The sequence below is a fragment of the Kribbella sp. NBC_00359 genome (genome assembly GCF_036097425.1).
GTDB lineage: Bacteria > Actinomycetota > Actinomycetes > Propionibacteriales > Kribbellaceae > Kribbella.
Window position 1 is genome coordinate 3,708,142 of sequence record NZ_CP107975.1, and the last position, 14,506, is coordinate 3,722,647.

A 14,506-nucleotide genomic window follows, 5' to 3' on the forward strand; every position below is an offset into this window, starting at 1 on the left:
GGCGAGCAGGGCGCGTTGAAAGGCGTCGCGCATCATCCGTGGCTGGATGAGCGCGACGCCTTTGTGACAGCGGTGAGCAGGTCCGCGGTATTACGGGTTGAGGCCGTGCTCGCGGAGCCAGGGCTCCGGGTCGATCGGAGCGCCGCCGCCCGGGAGGACCTCGAGGTGGACGTGCGGGCCGGTGGTGTTGCCGGTCATGCCGATCGCGCCGACCTTGGTGCCGGCCTGGACGTGCTGACCGACCGAGACGTCGAACTCGGCCATGTGGCTGTACGACGTGACCGTGCCGTCGGAGTGCCTGACCTTCACCTGGCGACCGTAGGCGCCTTCCCAGTCGGCCTGGATGACCACGCCGGCCATCACCGAGCGCACCGGCGTACCCATCGGAGCCGCGAAGTCGAGACCCGTGTGGTTGTGCGCCCAGCGGCCACCGGCCTGGTTGAAGCGGGCGGTCAGGTGGTAGCCGGTGGTCGGGAGGACGACCTTCGGCGCGGCTGCGGCCGCAGCGGCGGCGGCCTTGGCCTTGGCGAGCGCGGCTGCCTTCGCCGCGGCGAGCGCGCGCGCCTTGGCGGCGGCCTTCTTGGCGTTGGCCGCCTTGGCCGCGGCCAGCGCCAGGGACCGGCGCTGCGTCAGTGTCGCGGTCGCGGCCAGCCGGGCGGCGCGCTGCTTGGCGATCTGGTCGGCCTGCGCCTTGCGGGTCGCGGACAGGTCGACCCGGGACGCGTCCCGGGAGCCGAGGTCGCGTCGTTCGATCCGGGCCGCGGTCAGATCGCCGGCCTGTGAGGGGTTCAGGCCGGTGGTCGTGGTGGCGGACGGTCCGCTCGCGGAGGAACTGAGGCCGACGGCGGTGGTGCCGGCCGCGGCCGCGAGTGCGGCGGTCAGGCCGATCAACTGGGTACGGCGTTTGCGACTTAGTCGGGAGGAACGATGCTTGGCCGCCCGACGCGGTGCATCCGGACGACGCGGTGCCGGCCGTTCTGCTCCGGGCACGTCGAGGTGAGAGGGCACGAGAAACCTTCCAGGGAGGGGCAGCCGTCGCTGGAGGGGGTGCGACAGCCTCATCGACCATAACGAGGCGGTCAGAGGCCCTCAAACGCAGACTGCCACCAGATGAACGAAATCGCACACACACCGTGAAGGTTTCCTACCGCCGCGTACGCGCTCAGGCGTGAACCCGACTGCCGGGTAGTTGAAAGCGGCCGTGATGCGGATCACCCCGCCGACGGCGCCGAGCCGCCCCCTCCGGGCCGTATAAGCCGTCCACATAATGAGAGCTTTGTCGACCAAGTTACTTATCTTTCAACCCCATCACATACTGGGATGACACGAGCGACGAGAGGAGACGGAGATGACGCGCGAACTGCCGTACTACCGCCTCCACATCGACCTCCTCCGCGTCTCCAGCGCCCTCTGTCAGCGCTGACCTGAGCTCACCCCGCGCACCTTTCACGGCGTCCCGTCCGGATGCCCGCCCCGCCATGCCCGCGACTCTGCCCACCGCCAGGAGTCCCCATGCCCGCAAGCCCTTACACGGCACGCCGCACCACACCATCCATGACCGGCACGACTCGCCGCGTCCACCCCGAGTGGAACGACGCGGCGTCCGTTGTGTTCGTGGGTGGCGGACCGCGGACTGTCGGGTTGCTGGAGCGGTTTGCGGCGAGTGCTTCTGAACTGCTGGGTGGACGTGATGTTCACATCCACGTGGTGGATCCCTATCCGGCCGGGGGTGGGCGGATCTGGCGGCGGGAGCAGTCTCGGTTGTTGTGGATGAACTCGATGGCATCGGACGTGACGATCTTCACCGATGAGTCGGTCGATTGTGAGGGGCCGATCATGCCGGGGCCCGATCTGGCCACCTGGGTGGCAGGTGAAGGGGCGGTGATTCTGGAGGAGGCGGGGCTCGACCTGCCGGGGCCGATGGACTTTCCGGCGCGGCTGGTGCAGGCGGAGTACCTGGCCTGGGTGTGGGAGCGGGTCGTGCGGGACCTGCCGGCGACGGTCACCACGCATCTGGAGCGGGCGGTCGAGCTGACCACGGACCATCGGGTGATTCTTGCCTCAGGCAAGGAGATTCAGGCGGATGTGGTGGTGCTCGCGCTCGGGTATCTCGACCGGTTGCCGACGGCATCGGAGGCCGCCTGGGCCGCGCAGGCCGCGGACGCCGGTCTGACCTACATCCCGCCCGGATACACCGCCGACGTGGATCTCGACGAGTTGTGGCCCGCGGAGAACGTGATCGTCCGCGGCTTCGGACAGGCCTTCATCGACCTGATGGTGCTCCTGACCGAGGGGCGCGGCGGATGGTACGACGAATGCGACGGCCTGCTCACCTACCACCGGTCCGGTGACGAGCCGGTCTTGTACGTCGGCTCCCGCCGAGGCGTTCCCTATCACGCGAAACTCGGCTACACGGTCGCCGGCACCAAGCCGGTGCCGACCCGCTACCTCACCAACGCGGCCCTGGCCGAGTTCGGTGACGGCGTGCTCGATTTCCAGACCCAGATCGCCCCGCTGATCGACAAGGAGCTGGCCTTCGCCCACTACCAGCAGCTCTTCACCGCCCACCCGGAACGAACCAGGTGGTCGTGGGAACGCTTGGCCGAAGTGCTCGACGCGTGGTCGCCCGCGGGGGTGGACGCCGGGGCCGGGGACGCTGGAGCCGCCGATGCCGAGTTCGGCGCAGCGGTGGAGGCCGGCGATGCCGAGTTCGGTGCAGCGGTCGAGGCCGCCGTACCGGACCCCGCGGATCGGTTCGTTCAGGCCGACGTCGACCGCCCGCTCGCCGGCCGGTTCTTCGACGATCGGGAGCGCTTCGAGCGGTTTCTGACCGGGGTGATCGAGACTGATCTGTTGCGCCGGGCGGATCCGGCGTACTCGGCCGATCTGGCGGTGTTCAACGCGTTGCTGAGCATCTACAGCGTGCTGTCCCAGGCGATCACCGAGGGCCGGTTGTCGGATGAGGATCGGGTGCGGCGGGTGGAGACGGAGTGGCACGGGTTCTTCTCGTTCGTGGCGAGTGGTCCGCCGCCGCGCCGGCTCGAGGAGTTGCTCGCGCTGCACCGCGCCGGCATCGTCCGTTTCGCCGGACCCGACCTGGATGTTGCTCTCGACAACGATCACTTCGTTGCCCGGAGCCCGGACGTGGCGGGAGAGGTCCACGCCCGTGCGTTCGTCGAGGCGCGGCTGCCGCGTCCCGACGTACTGGCCGCGACGGATCCGCTGCTCCGCGGCCTGTTGGACGACGGCGTACTCGCGGCCGACGAACTGTTCGCCGCGGACGGGACCAGCCTCGGCGGCGGTCAGCTCAAGGCGGACTCGCACTGCCGGGCGATCCAGGCCGACGGCACCGTCCACCCGGCCCTGTTCCTGCTCGGGCCTTCGGTCTCCGGCTCGGCCGGATCGTCCGGCTTCTCCCGGCCGTACTTCAACGGTCCCGGCTTCCGCCAGAACGACGCGGTCGCCCGGCACCTGCTCAGTCTGCTCGCACCGACCGTACGGAAGGAAGAACGTCATGCCAGTTGAGTTCCTGGGGATGGGCGGGACCAACCCGGCCAGCGAGGTGACACCGCGAACCGGTGGCCCGCTGGACCTGGAGTACACGGCCAAGCTCGCCCGCGCGCACGAGGACAACGGGTGGGACCGCATCCTGTTCGCCTACCACTCGGGATCACCCGACCCGGCCCAGGTCGCGGCGTACGTCGCGGGCCGGACCGAGCGGATCAACCTAGTGGTCGCGCACCGGCCGAACGTCGCCTACCCGACGCTGACCGCGAAGACGTTCGCGACGCTCGACCACATCAGCGGCGGCCGGTTCGAGGTGCACGTGATCACCGGCGGGTCGACCGCGGACCAGGCCGCGGAGGGTGACTTCCTGGCGAAGGACGACCGGTACGGGCGCACCCGCGAGTTCATCCAGATCCTGAAGCGGGCGTGGACGTCGGACGAACGCTTCGACTTCCACGGTGAGCACTACCGGTTCGACCAGTTCGTGGCCGACATCAAGCCGCTGCAGCAGCCTCGGCCGCGGATCTCGTTCGGTGGTTCGTCGGCCGCGGCGTACGCGGTCGGAGCCGCCGAAGCGGACATCTTCGCGCTGTGGGGCGAGCCGCTGGCAGGGACCCGCGAGCAGTTGTCGACAATCGACAAGACGGCTGCTGACGCCGGACGCAACGATCGGCCGACGATCCAGATCGCGTTCCGCCCGATCATCGCGCCGACGGAGGAACTGGCCTGGCAGAAAGCGGAGAGCATCCTCGGCCGGATCAAGGAGGTGCAGGCGGGCGGCGCTCCGACTCGCCTCCGCTCGAAGAACCCTGAGAATGCCGGATCGCAGCGACTCCTCGAGGCCGTCGCGGAAGGCGAGCGGCACGACCGCGCACTGTGGACCGCACCGACCGGCCTGACCGGTGCCGGCGGGAACTCGACCGCCCTGGTCGGTACGCCGGACACCGTCGCGGCCGCCCTGCTCGACTACTACGACCTCGGCATCCGGATCTTCTCGGCCCGCGGCTACGACATCTACGACGACGCGATCGATTTCGGCCGCCACGTGATCCCACTGGTCCGCTCCGAAGTCGCCCACCGCGAGCAGACCAACCGGAAGGACTTGGCCTCATGACGGTCATCTCTGATCTCGAGCAGGACTGGCAGACCTGGCACGCCGCGCGCGAACAGGACCTGGACACGGACTACGGCTGGCTGTCCATCGCCGCCTTCGACTGGTTGCCCTCAGCCCCACGTGCCCTGCACGGGTTGCCCGGCAAGTGGTGGGCCGACGACGAACGGGCGCATGTGCGGGCGGACGGTGAGCTGACCCTCGGCGGTGAGCCGATCCACGGCGAGACCTCGGCCAGCGTCGCGGAGGCCGGCTCACTGAGCTGGCTGCTGTACGGCGACCGGCTCGCCGAGCTCGTACTGCGTGGCGGACGGTACGCCGTTCGTCAACGGGACCCACGGACGGCGACCAGGCGGGACTTCACCGGCGTACCGACCTATCCGGTGGACCCGGACTGGATCGTGCGCGGGTACTACACGCCCTTTGCGACGCCGCGGAAGGTAGAGGTCTCCACAGCCCGCGATGACCTGCGTCAGCACGTCACTGCGGTCGGGACTGTCCACGTGGCGCTCGGCGGGTCGGCGTACGAGCTGGTGGCGACGGCGGCCGGGAGTGGACGGCTCGCACTGTCCTTCCACGACAAGACGAACGGCGAGGAGACGGCTCCTTGGCGCACTGTGACCACCGGGATCATCGAGCGTGACCAGTCGGTGCTGATCGACTTCAACCGGACGATCAATCTCCCGTTCGCCTTCACGCCGTACGGGACCTGCCCGGCCCCGGTCGCGGGCAACCGACTCGGCCTGCCCGTGACCGCGGGCGAGAAGAAGCTCCGGTGGGCTTAGCCGTACGTCGGCTGCTGGGGCCAGCCCTTTGGCGAGTCCTCCCAGGACTCCTGCCGGCCGTACGGCGCCAGGTCCAGCATGTTGTTGACGAACAGCAGCCGGTCCACGCCGCGCTGGCCGGTGGAGTAGGTGCGGTAGACGTCGTCGCCGTCGCGGAGGAAGAGGTTGAGCAGGAAGCCGCCGCCGGCTCCACAGTCGGCGGAGAACGCCGTACCGGCGGAGGAGGCGAAGGGCACCGTCCACTCCATCCGCTTCCAGTAGCCGGCCATCTGGTCGAGTGGCATGTCCGACACGGTCGCCCAGGCGACGCCGTTCCGGGCCAGTCCGTCGAGGTCGGTGACCTGCTTGGTGAAGTGCGTGCAGCCTGGGCAGAAGTGGTCCGGGCCGCTGTGCATGAACTGGTAGAGCGCGAGTTGCTGCTGCTCACCGAACAGTTCGCGCAGCGTCACCGGACCGTCCGTCGACGCGAACGTGTACTCCTCGAACTTCACCATCGGCAGCCGCCGCCGCTGCGCCGCGATCCGGTCCTGCGCCCGCGTGGCCTCCTTCTCGGCGGTCAGCAGCTCCGCCCGCACCTTCTCCCACTCCTCGGCCGACACCACCGGAGGCAGTGGTTTGTCGTCAGTCATGGCGTGTCCTCTCGTCTGGTCCTGACCGTATGACGAAGGCGATCACCACTTCTCTACATCGACCAGAAAATTGGTCAGAAGCACTCGTGGGAACCGGTATGCTTTCCGGGACGGACTGAGGGGCCTGCAAGGTGCGCCCGGCTCGATTTCACATCGGGGCGGCGGACCGTGTAATCTCTCTCCTCGGCCCGCCCCTTTAGCTCAGTCGGCAGAGCGTCTCCATGGTAAGGAGAAGGTCTACGGTTCGATTCCGTAAAGGGGCTCTGAGAACGACATCTCACCCGGTCCGCCGGGTGGGGTGACGAACTCTCCCGGCGGGGTAGCTCAGGTGGTTAGAGCACACGGCTCATAATCGTGGTGTCGCGGGTTCGACTCCCGCCCCCGCTACCTATCAACGCAGTACCTGAGAGTGCGATCACCCAAGTTGCGCACTCCTGACAAGAAGAGGCAGCAGTGGCCAAGTCAACCGACATCCGCCCGAAGATCACGCTGGCGTGCACCGTCTGCAAGGAGCGCAACTACATCACCAAGAAGAACCGGCGTAACGACCCGGATCGTCTTGAGCTGAAGAAGTACTGCGCGCGCTGCAACGACCACACCGACCACCGCGAGACCCGCTGACCTTCAGCACTTTCGCGAGGGCCGCTTCGGTTTGACCGAAGCGGCCCTTTCGCTGTGCCCGACGAGCACTGTGCGTGTCTCAGACCGTGAGGATCGGGCGGCCGCCTTCGTACGCGGTGAGACGCTCGTCACGCGGCGTCAGGCAGCACGACCCGCAGAGCGTGCCGGTGCCGACCTCGCTCGTGTAGTAGAGGCAGCAGGTGTTGCGGAGGTAGACGAGCTTCCCGGCCGCGATCTCCACGTCACCGAGCCGCGCCAGAGCGCCCGGAGCCTTGGCCACGAACGTCCGCCAACCCTCCAGCAGGTACGCCGGCTCGACCGTCACCTCCCCGCGGGTCGCAGCGCAGAATCCCATCGCGCACCCAGCCGCCACGCCACCATGCAACTGGCGCAGACCGGCTCGCGTACGGCGGTGCAGTTCGGCGGACAGAGGTAATAGGTGCTGCCGCAGGACCACGTCGTACAGGGTCTCCAGACCGCCCGGGAGGAAGCTCGCGGAGCGTACGGCGACCGCCGCCAGTCCGTGCCCGTCGTGGGGGCGGACCCAGAGATTGTGTGGGCGGATGTCGAGGACATGACCCTCCAGCGCCCACAGAAGCAGCGCGGTCGCGGGGGCGCGACCGGCGTAGAAGGACATCAGGCTCAGTGCGTTGGCGTGGTCCGTCCGGTGCCCGCTGGCGTCGTGGTCGCGCTTGAGGAGCTCTGTCAGTTCGGGACCGTCCGGCTCGAGGATCCGGTCCACGCGCAGCCACTCGGAGCCTGTCGGCTCGCCGATCTCCAGCTTGTACCGAGGCGCGTACCTGGCCAGCGCCGTCACTGCCGTCACGTTCAACCTTCCCCAGTCGGGTCTCCCGGCGAGTGGGTGGCGGCACTCCGGGTCACAGTGTGCCAGTAGGCTCTTCCGATATGACGATCGACGCCACGATGGTCGGCCGGAGCTACACGGCCGCCGAGTCCTACCAGGTCGGCCGGGAGAAGATCCGCGAGTTCGCCGACGCGATCGGCGACCCGAACCCGGCGTACCGGGGCGATGACGCGATCGCGCCGCCCACCTTCGCGTTCATGCTCGGGAGCCGCGCCCTGGAGCAGTTGCTGACCGACGAGGAGCTCGGCCTGCGGCTGGACCGGATCGTGCACGGCGCGCAGAAGTTCACCTACACCCGCCCGATCAAGGCCGGCGACGACATCGCCGCGACCGCCACCATCACCACCGTGCGCAAGGCCGGTGACGTCGAGGTGATCATGTACGAGACCGCTCTGACCACCGTCGACGGCGAACCGATCGCCACCTCGACCTCCACGATCTCGCACAACCGGGCGGACGCATGAAGACCGCCGAGGTCGGCACCGAGCTGCCGGCGCTGACTGTCACCCTCCGGCGCGAGGACCTGGTCAGGTACGCCGGTGCCAGCGGGGACTTCAACCCGATCCACTGGAGCGACCGGATGGCCGCCGCACTCGGGCTGCCCGGTGTGATCGCGCACGGCATGCTCACGATGGCGTCCGCGGCCCGCGTGGTCACCGACTGGCTGGACGACCCGGCCGACCTGGTGGAGTACGGCGTACGGTTCACCAAGCCGGTCGTCGTACCGGACGACGACAAGGGTACGAGCGTGACGTTCTCGGCCAAGGTCGACAAGGTCACCGACGGGCTGGCCGAGATTGACATCACCGCGATCGCCGGCGAGGAGAAGGTCCTCGGCCGGGCCAGGGCGGTCGTGCGCGTCTCGTGAGAACGCAGGTACCCCTGGCCGAATTCACCACCCTGCGGATCGGCGGGCCGGCCGACAAACTGCTCGAGGTCAGCAGCGAAGACGACCTGATCACCGCCGTCCGCGACGCCGACGCCGCCGGGGAACCGGTGCTGCTGCTGTCCGGCGGCAGCAACGTAGTGATCGGCGACGACGGATTCCGCGGGACCGTGGTGAAGATCGCGACTTCCGGTATCCGGGTCGATGCGGATACTTGCTCCGGGGCGATGGTCCACATTCAGGCCGGCGAGGACTGGGACGCGGTGGTCCAGCGCGCGATCGCCGAGGAGTGGAGCGGTCTCGAGTCGATGTCCGGGATCCCGGGCCTCACCGGATCCACTCCCGTCCAGAACGTCGGCGCCTACGGTCACGAGGTCGCGGAGACGGTCGCGTCGGTCCGGGTCTGGGACCGGGTCGACAACCAGGTCCGCACGATCTTCGCCGCCGACTGCGGCTTCAGCTACCGGAACTCCCGCTTCAAGGCCGACCCGTCGCGGTACGTCGTACTCGAGGTCGCCTTCCAGTTGAAGCTCGGCGACCTGTCCGCCCCGGTCGGGTACGCCGAACTCGCGCGAGTGCTCGATGTCGAACCAGGGTCGCGGGCGCCGATGGCCGACGTACGCGAAGCCGTCCTCGGCCTGCGGCGCGGCAAGGGCATGGTGCTGGACCCGGCCGACCACGACACCTGGAGCGCCGGCTCCTTCTTCACCAACCCCATCCTCGACACCCCCGCCGAGGTCCCCGCCGGCGCGCCCCAATGGCCCCAGCCCGACGGCCGCGTCAAAACCAGCGCCGCGTGGCTGATCGAACACGCCGGCGTCTCCAAGGGCTTCACCATCGGCAACGCCGCCGTCTCCACCAAACACACCCTCGCCTTCACCAACCGCGGCACCGCCACCGCCAAAGAACTCCTCTCCCTGGCCGCCCACGTCCGCACCCAGGTCCACCAAGCCTTCAACATCACCCTGATCAACGAACCAGTCCTGGTCAACTGCACCCTCTGACGAGCGCGTAGCACGCGTGCGCCGCCCATCGGGCTCCTGACCGTAACCACCTACGCGCCGAGCTGGGTGGGTGCCGGGCGTGGCGGCTGTCAGTAGCGCCACTCCAGTTCGTGGTCTTGCATCCAGGTGAGGAGTGGGGCTGCGGTCGTGGTCGGGGCGGCTCCGGTGAGGAGGTCGGTGAGGACTTGGGTGGGGGCTGCCAGGCGAAGGCCGGTGGGGGTCTTGCGGGGGCGCGAGTAGACGACGTCGGTTGAGGGAGTCGCGAGTACGACGTTGCCGGTCGCGCTCGGGATGAGGTTCCAGGCCTCGGCGGCGGCGTGGGCGTCGGAGGTGTAGACGGTCACTGGGGCGGCGGGAGTTGCGCCGGCCCAGTGGTGCGCTGCGAAGGTGCCGGTGACGACGTACGGCACGGTGGTGGTCGGGATCCGGTCGAGCAGGGTGTCCAGGCCTCCGACGGATTGCCAGTAGGTGGCTGTGTTCTTCTGGTCGAAGCGGAAGTCCTGGCTCCAGCGGCGGAGGAGAGCAGTCCAGTCGGGTACGGCGACGATCGCGCCAGCGGTTCGCGTCACCAGGTCCTCGTGTTCGAGGCAGGTGATGACGCGGTGGATCGTGGGTGCGGGGACCCGGCTGAGCGCGACCAGGTCGTGGGTGGTCCAGACGCTGCGGAAGTCGAGCAGCGCCCGGATCACGCCGGCGGCCGAGCTGTCGGTCAGGGCCGTAGAGGTCTTGTCTGTCACGGACGTCTCCTGGTCAGAGCTGACTGGGGACGCCCAGGCGCACGGTGGCGTAGGTCGTCCACTCGTAGCAGTGGTGGTCTCGGTTGAGGTTGATCAAGCTGGCATGAGTGACGTGCGTCTTGGCGATCTCGCCTCCCAAGGCGGCCACGCGTTTCTTGAGTGGCTCGGTGTCGGCGGCCTGGTTCCAGTAGCCGAGGGAGATGTGTGGGTCGAGCTCGGGGAGTGCAGGGACTGCGTCGCGGCCCCAGACGTCGGTGATCGCCGCGCGGAGCTGGGTGCGGAGCCGACGGAGCCGGTCGACGGGCTGGGCCGGGAGCTGAAGGCTCTCTACATCGACGATCGCCGGTCCGATGCGGATCTCCAACGGGTGGATGAGTTCGAGTCGGCGCCTGGCGGCGTCGACGATCGGGTCGAGGTCCTCCTGCGTGACCTTGTCGGCGAATCCGACGCCCTGCATGGTCAGATGCAGCCACTGCACCGGGACAGGCGTGAGACCGGGAAGCGATCTGACCAGTGGCTGGCAGGCCGCGTGTAGGTCGCTGAGGATCGGATCGTTCTCGAAGGTGAGGTGCCAGGTATAGAAGGAGCGCCCGGCTCGCCAGCCCGGCCGCCAACACCAATGATCGCGAACTCGGTCGACCATGCGACCGCTCCTCTCAGCTACGCGGCACCGCACCAGCCCGCTGAACATCAGGCTGCTGCGGCTCAGGTCGGTGGGGATCGGATCCTTCGAGCTCGGCTCGGCGAGGATTGGAAACCTGCACGTCCGCCGGGTGTGCGTCCGTTCGTTGGGAGCCGGGGTGTTGGGGTTTGGGTGGCTCGAGCGGCTTTGGGTTCTTGGCGGTGGTTGGTGCTTCGGGGGGCTGCGGCCCAGGCTTGCGGCGGCGGGTGCGGGTTGGGCGGGCGGGGAGGTCGGGGTGTTGGGTGAAGTCGCGGATCTGTTCGCGGAGTTGCCGGGCTTGCGGGGTCCGGGCGTACGGCGCGGCGAGGGCGGCGACCTCGCTGATGCGATGGATCAAGGGGCGGACCCGGTATTCGAGGGGTGTGCTGAGGACGGGCTCGAGGGTTTCGATCGCGCCGTCGAGCTGGCCGAGAGCCAGGCGCGCCTTGGCCTGTTGCAGGCGGACCATCCTTTCGGAGCCGAAGTTCCGGAGTAGGTGTGGGGCTGCCTCGAACATGGCGACGGAGCGGTCCGCGTGACCGAGGGTGTGGCGGGCTTCTCCCAGTGCGAGGTAGGCATCTGACCAGATGCCTTCGGCGCGTTCCGGCGTACAGATGAACAGGCCGGGTGGCTCGGACTCGGCTGGTGTGGCGGGCATTCGTCTGGCTTGACCGAGTGCGTCGCGGGCGTCGTCTGCCAGTCCGCAGCGGGCGAGATCGACCGCGGCTGCGCTGGCCAGGAACAAGGCCGACGTGCCGGCGGCGTACCGCAGGCCGTCCTGTGCGTACGCCGCGGCGCCGGCGAAGTCGTCCTGCCAGAAGGCGGCGGTGTGCTGGGTGGCGCGGATCCAGGCGCGCAGTACGTCGTGATCGGCGGCCTCCGCGCAGGCCCAGGCTGTCCGGGTGTGGCGCTCGGCGACGTCCGGGCGGCCGAGGTCGACGGACATCCAGGCCAGCAGGGTGATCGCCCAACCGGCGGCCGAGTAGAGGTCGCGGGACTGCTTGGGCGATTGCCGACCGGCCAGCAGCCGGAACGCACGATCGCGGACGCTACGGCTGCGAACGAACAGCGGCCTGGTCGGTGCGCGGAGATAGTTCTGGGCGATGCCGAGGATGTCGGCGTGCAGCTGCTCGACGGTGAGGTCGCCGACGTTGGACTGCTCCGCGAACGTGAGGAACGAGATCGACTCGTCGCCGGCGTCGCTCACGTCGTCCTCGAGCCCGACGGTCGACGGCAGCGTCAGCTCCGGCTCGGTCACCACCACGCCCGGCGGCGGACTGAAGCCGAGCTCGTTGTCTGAAGCAACGTTCAGGACATAGCGCAGGCCGGAGCGGTACGCCGCGCCCGGCCAGCGAACGGCGCCGCGCTCCAGCTTGGCGATGTAGTGACCGTCCAGCTCGTACCTGACCTCGGTGGTGTCCCACAACCAGGCACAAACCGTCTCGGCGAGCTCCGCCCGGGACATGTGTGCACCCGGCGCGCGGCGCGACGGCGTGTGCTCCCGCGCGGTGCGCAACAACTCGTTGGCCTCTGACATGGCGGTAACTGTAGGTGTGCGAACACCCTCTGCAACCCCGAAAATCGCCGCTGTGGACGAGCTGCCCCACGATGCCCCGGACTGCCCCGGGTTGCCCCACATTTCTCACGGTGTAAGGGCTTTCAGGGCATAGGCCAGGGGGTGTGTGGGCGCCGTCCCGTCTGCCACCGGGTGGCTGTGGTGCTCTAGCTGAGCGTGACCGGCCGGGGCAGGTCGGGGCAGATGAGGGCAGGGCCGGTCAGATTAGAGTGGCCGCGTGCCCGAGGAAGCCGTGACCATACTGCGCGCCGAGTTGGACCGCTTCGAGCGGGCTGAAGAGGGATTCGCCTTGCTGGAGGTGTTTCTCGAGGTAGCGCGGCCCCGGTTGGGGAGTGTGGTGCTGGATCCGGTGGGCTTGCGGTTGCCGGACGAGATGACGGACGACCGGGCTCTCGTCCAGGAGCTCATCGCGGGGATCGAGGGTGAGCCGCGGGCGAGTAGCCGGGTGGTCGAGCGCGGGTTCGACATGGCGGATGCGCAGGCGCGATGGGACTACGTGCGGCTGGCGTACGGCTCCAACCAGGCGACGGTGTGGAGTGCACGCCACCGCACAACGTACTTCGAGGTCCTTGGCCAGCACAGAGCGACGTACTGGTTGCCAGACAGCCTGAAGGCCGAATACTTCGAGGCATTGATCGCCCGGGGGTGGGCCGTTCCGGATGACTGGCTGGCGGCCGTGGCCAAGCGGCCCAAGCCGTGGTGGAAGCGCGGCGGGCGATAGGTCGTGGAAGCGGTCGGCCCTCCTAGCTGAGGACCGGGAGGCGGGACAGGGCCTGGGCTACGGAGGACTGGATGTCGGCGTCGTCCCAGGAGCGGTCGGTCATCGCGCCGGTGAGGTAGGCGTCGTACGCGGCTAGGTCGAGGTGGCCGTGGCCGCAGAGGGCGGTGAGGATGACCTTCTCCTCGCCGGATTCCTTGCAGCGTTGGGCTTCCTCGATCGCGGCGGCGAGGGCGTGCGTCGGCTCGGGCGCCGGGACGATGCCTTCGGTGCGGGCGAACTGCACGCCGGCCGCGAAGCACTCGGACTGCTGCTTGGCGATCGCCTCGATCTCACCGGTCTCGTAGAGGTGGCTGATCAGCGGGCTCATGCCGTGGTAGCGCAGGCCGCCGGCGTGGATCGGGTCGGGAACGAAGTCGTGGCCGAGGGTGTGCATCTTCATCAGCGGCGTCATCCCGATCGTGTCGCCGAAGTCGTACGCGTACGTCCCCTGGGTCAGTGACGGGCATGCGGCCGGCTCTACCGCTCGGATGACCGGGGACATCCGGCCCGCCCAGCGCTCCCGCAGGAACGGGAACGCGAGACCGCCGAAGTTCGACCCGCCGCCGGTGCAGCCGACCAGCAGGTCTGGTGTCTCGCCGACCATGGCGAGCTGGATCAGCGCTTCCTCACCGATGATCGTCTGGTGCAGCAGCACGTGGTTGAGCACCGAGCCGAGCGCGTAGTGCACCTCGGGATCCTGGACGGCGGCCTCGACCGCCTCGCTGATCGCGATCCCCAGTGAGCCGGGGGAGTCCGGGTCCCCGGCCAGGATCTTCCGGCCGGCCTCGGTCAGGTCCGACGGGCTCGGGTGCACGGTCGCGCCGAAGACCTGCATCATCGTCCGGCGGTACGGCTTCTGGTCGTACGACGCTCGCACCTGCCAGACCTCGCACTCCAGCCCGTACTGCGCGCAGGCGAAGGCCAGTGCGGTGCCCCACTGCCCGGCGCCCGTCTCGGTGGTGAGCTTCCGGACACCGGACTTCGCGTTGTAGTAGGCCTGCGGTACGGCGGTATTGGGCTTGTGCGAGCCCGCGGGCGAGACGCCTTCGTACTTGTAGTAGATCCGCGCCGGCGTATCGAGCGCCTTCTCCAGCCGATGCGCCCGGTAGAGCGGGCTGGGCCGCCACAGCCGGTACACGTCGAGCACGTCGCCCGGGATGTCGATGTACTGCTCCTGCGAGACCTCCTGCAGGATCAGATCCATCGGGAACAGCGGAGCCAGATCCTCCGGACCGATCGGTTGCCCCGTCCCCGGATGCAGCACCGGCGGCGGAGGCGTCGGCAGATCGTGCAGCACGTTGTACCAACGGGTCGGCAGTTCGTCCTCTGGCAGCAGGATCTTGGTCGGCGTCATGCCTGAAAAC

General features: G+C 68.7%; 16 protein-coding genes and 2 tRNA genes. 11 read left to right on the forward strand and 7 right to left on the reverse strand.

Features of this window, described 5'->3' with window-relative positions; genetic code table 11:
* Positions 1 to 90: 90 nt before the first annotated feature.
* Positions 91 to 891, reverse strand: a complete 801-nt coding sequence (locus OG876_RS18150) for a M23 family metallopeptidase (RefSeq protein WP_328526062.1) — start codon at positions 889 to 891, stop codon at positions 91 to 93.
* 457 nt (positions 892 to 1,348) lie between these two features.
* On the opposite strand from OG876_RS18150, the gene OG876_RS44055 reads away from it, so the two are divergent.
* The 4 genes from OG876_RS44055 to OG876_RS18165 all read left to right on the forward strand — a co-directional run bounded on the left by OG876_RS44055 (position 1,349) and on the right by OG876_RS18165 (position 5,403).
* Positions 1,349 to 1,423 (forward strand): putative leader peptide, encoded by a 75-nt coding sequence (locus OG876_RS44055; RefSeq protein ID WP_442914179.1) that lies wholly within the window; start codon positions 1,349 to 1,351, stop codon positions 1,421 to 1,423.
* Positions 1,424 to 1,554: 131 nt separating this feature from the next.
* Positions 1,555 to 3,525: an FAD/NAD(P)-binding protein gene (locus tag OG876_RS18155; RefSeq protein WP_328526063.1), complete on the forward strand. Its 1,971-nt coding sequence runs from the start codon at positions 1,555 to 1,557 to the stop codon at positions 3,523 to 3,525.
* Positions 3,515 to 4,621, forward strand: coding sequence for an LLM class flavin-dependent oxidoreductase (locus OG876_RS18160; protein ID WP_328526064.1), 1,107 nt, complete (start codon positions 3,515 to 3,517; stop codon positions 4,619 to 4,621). The genes OG876_RS18155 and OG876_RS18160 overlap by 11 nt, the downstream gene beginning before the upstream one ends.
* Positions 4,618 to 5,403 (forward strand): DUF1684 domain-containing protein, encoded by a 786-nt coding sequence (locus OG876_RS18165; protein WP_328526065.1) that lies wholly within the window; start codon positions 4,618 to 4,620, stop codon positions 5,401 to 5,403. The genes OG876_RS18160 and OG876_RS18165 overlap by 4 nt, the downstream gene beginning before the upstream one ends.
* Here the strand turns inward: OG876_RS18165 and OG876_RS18170 are convergent.
* Complete coding sequence (locus tag OG876_RS18170; protein WP_328526066.1) at positions 5,400 to 6,032, reverse strand: DUF899 family protein; 633 nt, start codon at positions 6,030 to 6,032, stop codon at positions 5,400 to 5,402. The two genes, OG876_RS18165 and OG876_RS18170, sit on opposite strands and share 4 nt — an antisense overlap.
* A gap of 190 nt (positions 6,033 to 6,222) precedes the next feature.
* Here OG876_RS18170 and OG876_RS18175 point away from each other — a divergent pair.
* The 3 genes from OG876_RS18175 to rpmG all read left to right on the forward strand — a co-directional run bounded on the left by OG876_RS18175 (position 6,223) and on the right by rpmG (position 6,653).
* Positions 6,223 to 6,295: transfer RNA gene (locus OG876_RS18175), tRNA-Thr, on the forward strand.
* 50 nt (positions 6,296 to 6,345) lie between these two features.
* Positions 6,346 to 6,419, forward strand: a tRNA-Met gene (locus tag OG876_RS18180).
* A 66-nt stretch (positions 6,420 to 6,485) separates the two neighbouring features.
* On the forward strand, positions 6,486 to 6,653 hold the full coding sequence (gene rpmG, locus OG876_RS18185) for a 50S ribosomal protein L33 (RefSeq protein ID WP_325036947.1): 168 nt from the start codon (positions 6,486 to 6,488) through the stop codon (positions 6,651 to 6,653).
* A 79-nt stretch (positions 6,654 to 6,732) separates the two neighbouring features.
* On the opposite strand, the gene OG876_RS18190 is transcribed toward rpmG, so the two are convergent.
* Positions 6,733 to 7,479 carry a hypothetical protein gene (locus tag OG876_RS18190; RefSeq protein ID WP_328526067.1) on the reverse strand — a complete coding sequence of 249 codons (747 nt, stop codon included), beginning with the start codon at positions 7,477 to 7,479 and terminating at the stop codon, positions 6,733 to 6,735.
* Between the two features lie 80 nt (positions 7,480 to 7,559).
* Between OG876_RS18190 and OG876_RS18195 the strand changes: the two genes are divergently transcribed.
* From OG876_RS18195 to OG876_RS18205, 3 genes are read left to right on the forward strand one after another with little or no spacing between them, the layout of a single operon-like run.
* Positions 7,560 to 7,982 carry an FAS1-like dehydratase domain-containing protein gene (locus OG876_RS18195; protein WP_328526068.1) on the forward strand — a complete coding sequence of 141 codons (423 nt, stop codon included), beginning with the start codon at positions 7,560 to 7,562 and terminating at the stop codon, positions 7,980 to 7,982.
* Entirely contained in the window at positions 7,979 to 8,386 is a 408-nt protein-coding gene (locus OG876_RS18200; RefSeq protein ID WP_328526069.1) for a MaoC family dehydratase, read from the forward strand. The genes OG876_RS18195 and OG876_RS18200 overlap by 4 nt, the downstream gene beginning before the upstream one ends.
* Entirely contained in the window at positions 8,383 to 9,408 is a 1,026-nt protein-coding gene (locus OG876_RS18205; RefSeq protein ID WP_328526070.1) for a UDP-N-acetylmuramate dehydrogenase, read from the forward strand. Before OG876_RS18200 ends, OG876_RS18205 begins: the two co-directional genes overlap by 4 nt.
* A gap of 89 nt (positions 9,409 to 9,497) precedes the next feature.
* On the opposite strand, the gene OG876_RS18210 is transcribed toward OG876_RS18205, so the two are convergent.
* From OG876_RS18210 to OG876_RS18220, 3 genes are read right to left on the reverse strand one after another with little or no spacing between them, the layout of a single operon-like run.
* Positions 9,498 to 10,145, reverse strand: coding sequence for a hypothetical protein (locus OG876_RS18210; protein WP_328526071.1), 648 nt, complete (start codon positions 10,143 to 10,145; stop codon positions 9,498 to 9,500).
* Between the two features lie 13 nt (positions 10,146 to 10,158).
* Positions 10,159 to 10,788 carry a 2'-5' RNA ligase family protein gene (locus OG876_RS18215; protein ID WP_328526072.1) on the reverse strand — a complete coding sequence of 210 codons (630 nt, stop codon included), beginning with the start codon at positions 10,786 to 10,788 and terminating at the stop codon, positions 10,159 to 10,161.
* A 13-nt stretch (positions 10,789 to 10,801) separates the two neighbouring features.
* Positions 10,802 to 12,343, reverse strand: a complete 1,542-nt coding sequence (locus tag OG876_RS18220) for a hypothetical protein (RefSeq protein ID WP_328526073.1) — start codon at positions 12,341 to 12,343, stop codon at positions 10,802 to 10,804.
* Between the two features lie 256 nt (positions 12,344 to 12,599).
* On the opposite strand from OG876_RS18220, the gene OG876_RS18225 reads away from it, so the two are divergent.
* Entirely contained in the window at positions 12,600 to 13,103 is a 504-nt protein-coding gene (locus tag OG876_RS18225; protein WP_328526074.1) for a hypothetical protein, read from the forward strand.
* A gap of 22 nt (positions 13,104 to 13,125) precedes the next feature.
* On the opposite strand, the gene OG876_RS18230 is transcribed toward OG876_RS18225, so the two are convergent.
* Positions 13,126 to 14,496, reverse strand: a complete 1,371-nt coding sequence (locus OG876_RS18230) for a TrpB-like pyridoxal phosphate-dependent enzyme (protein ID WP_328526075.1) — start codon at positions 14,494 to 14,496, stop codon at positions 13,126 to 13,128.
* Positions 14,497 to 14,506 lie beyond the last annotated feature (10 nt).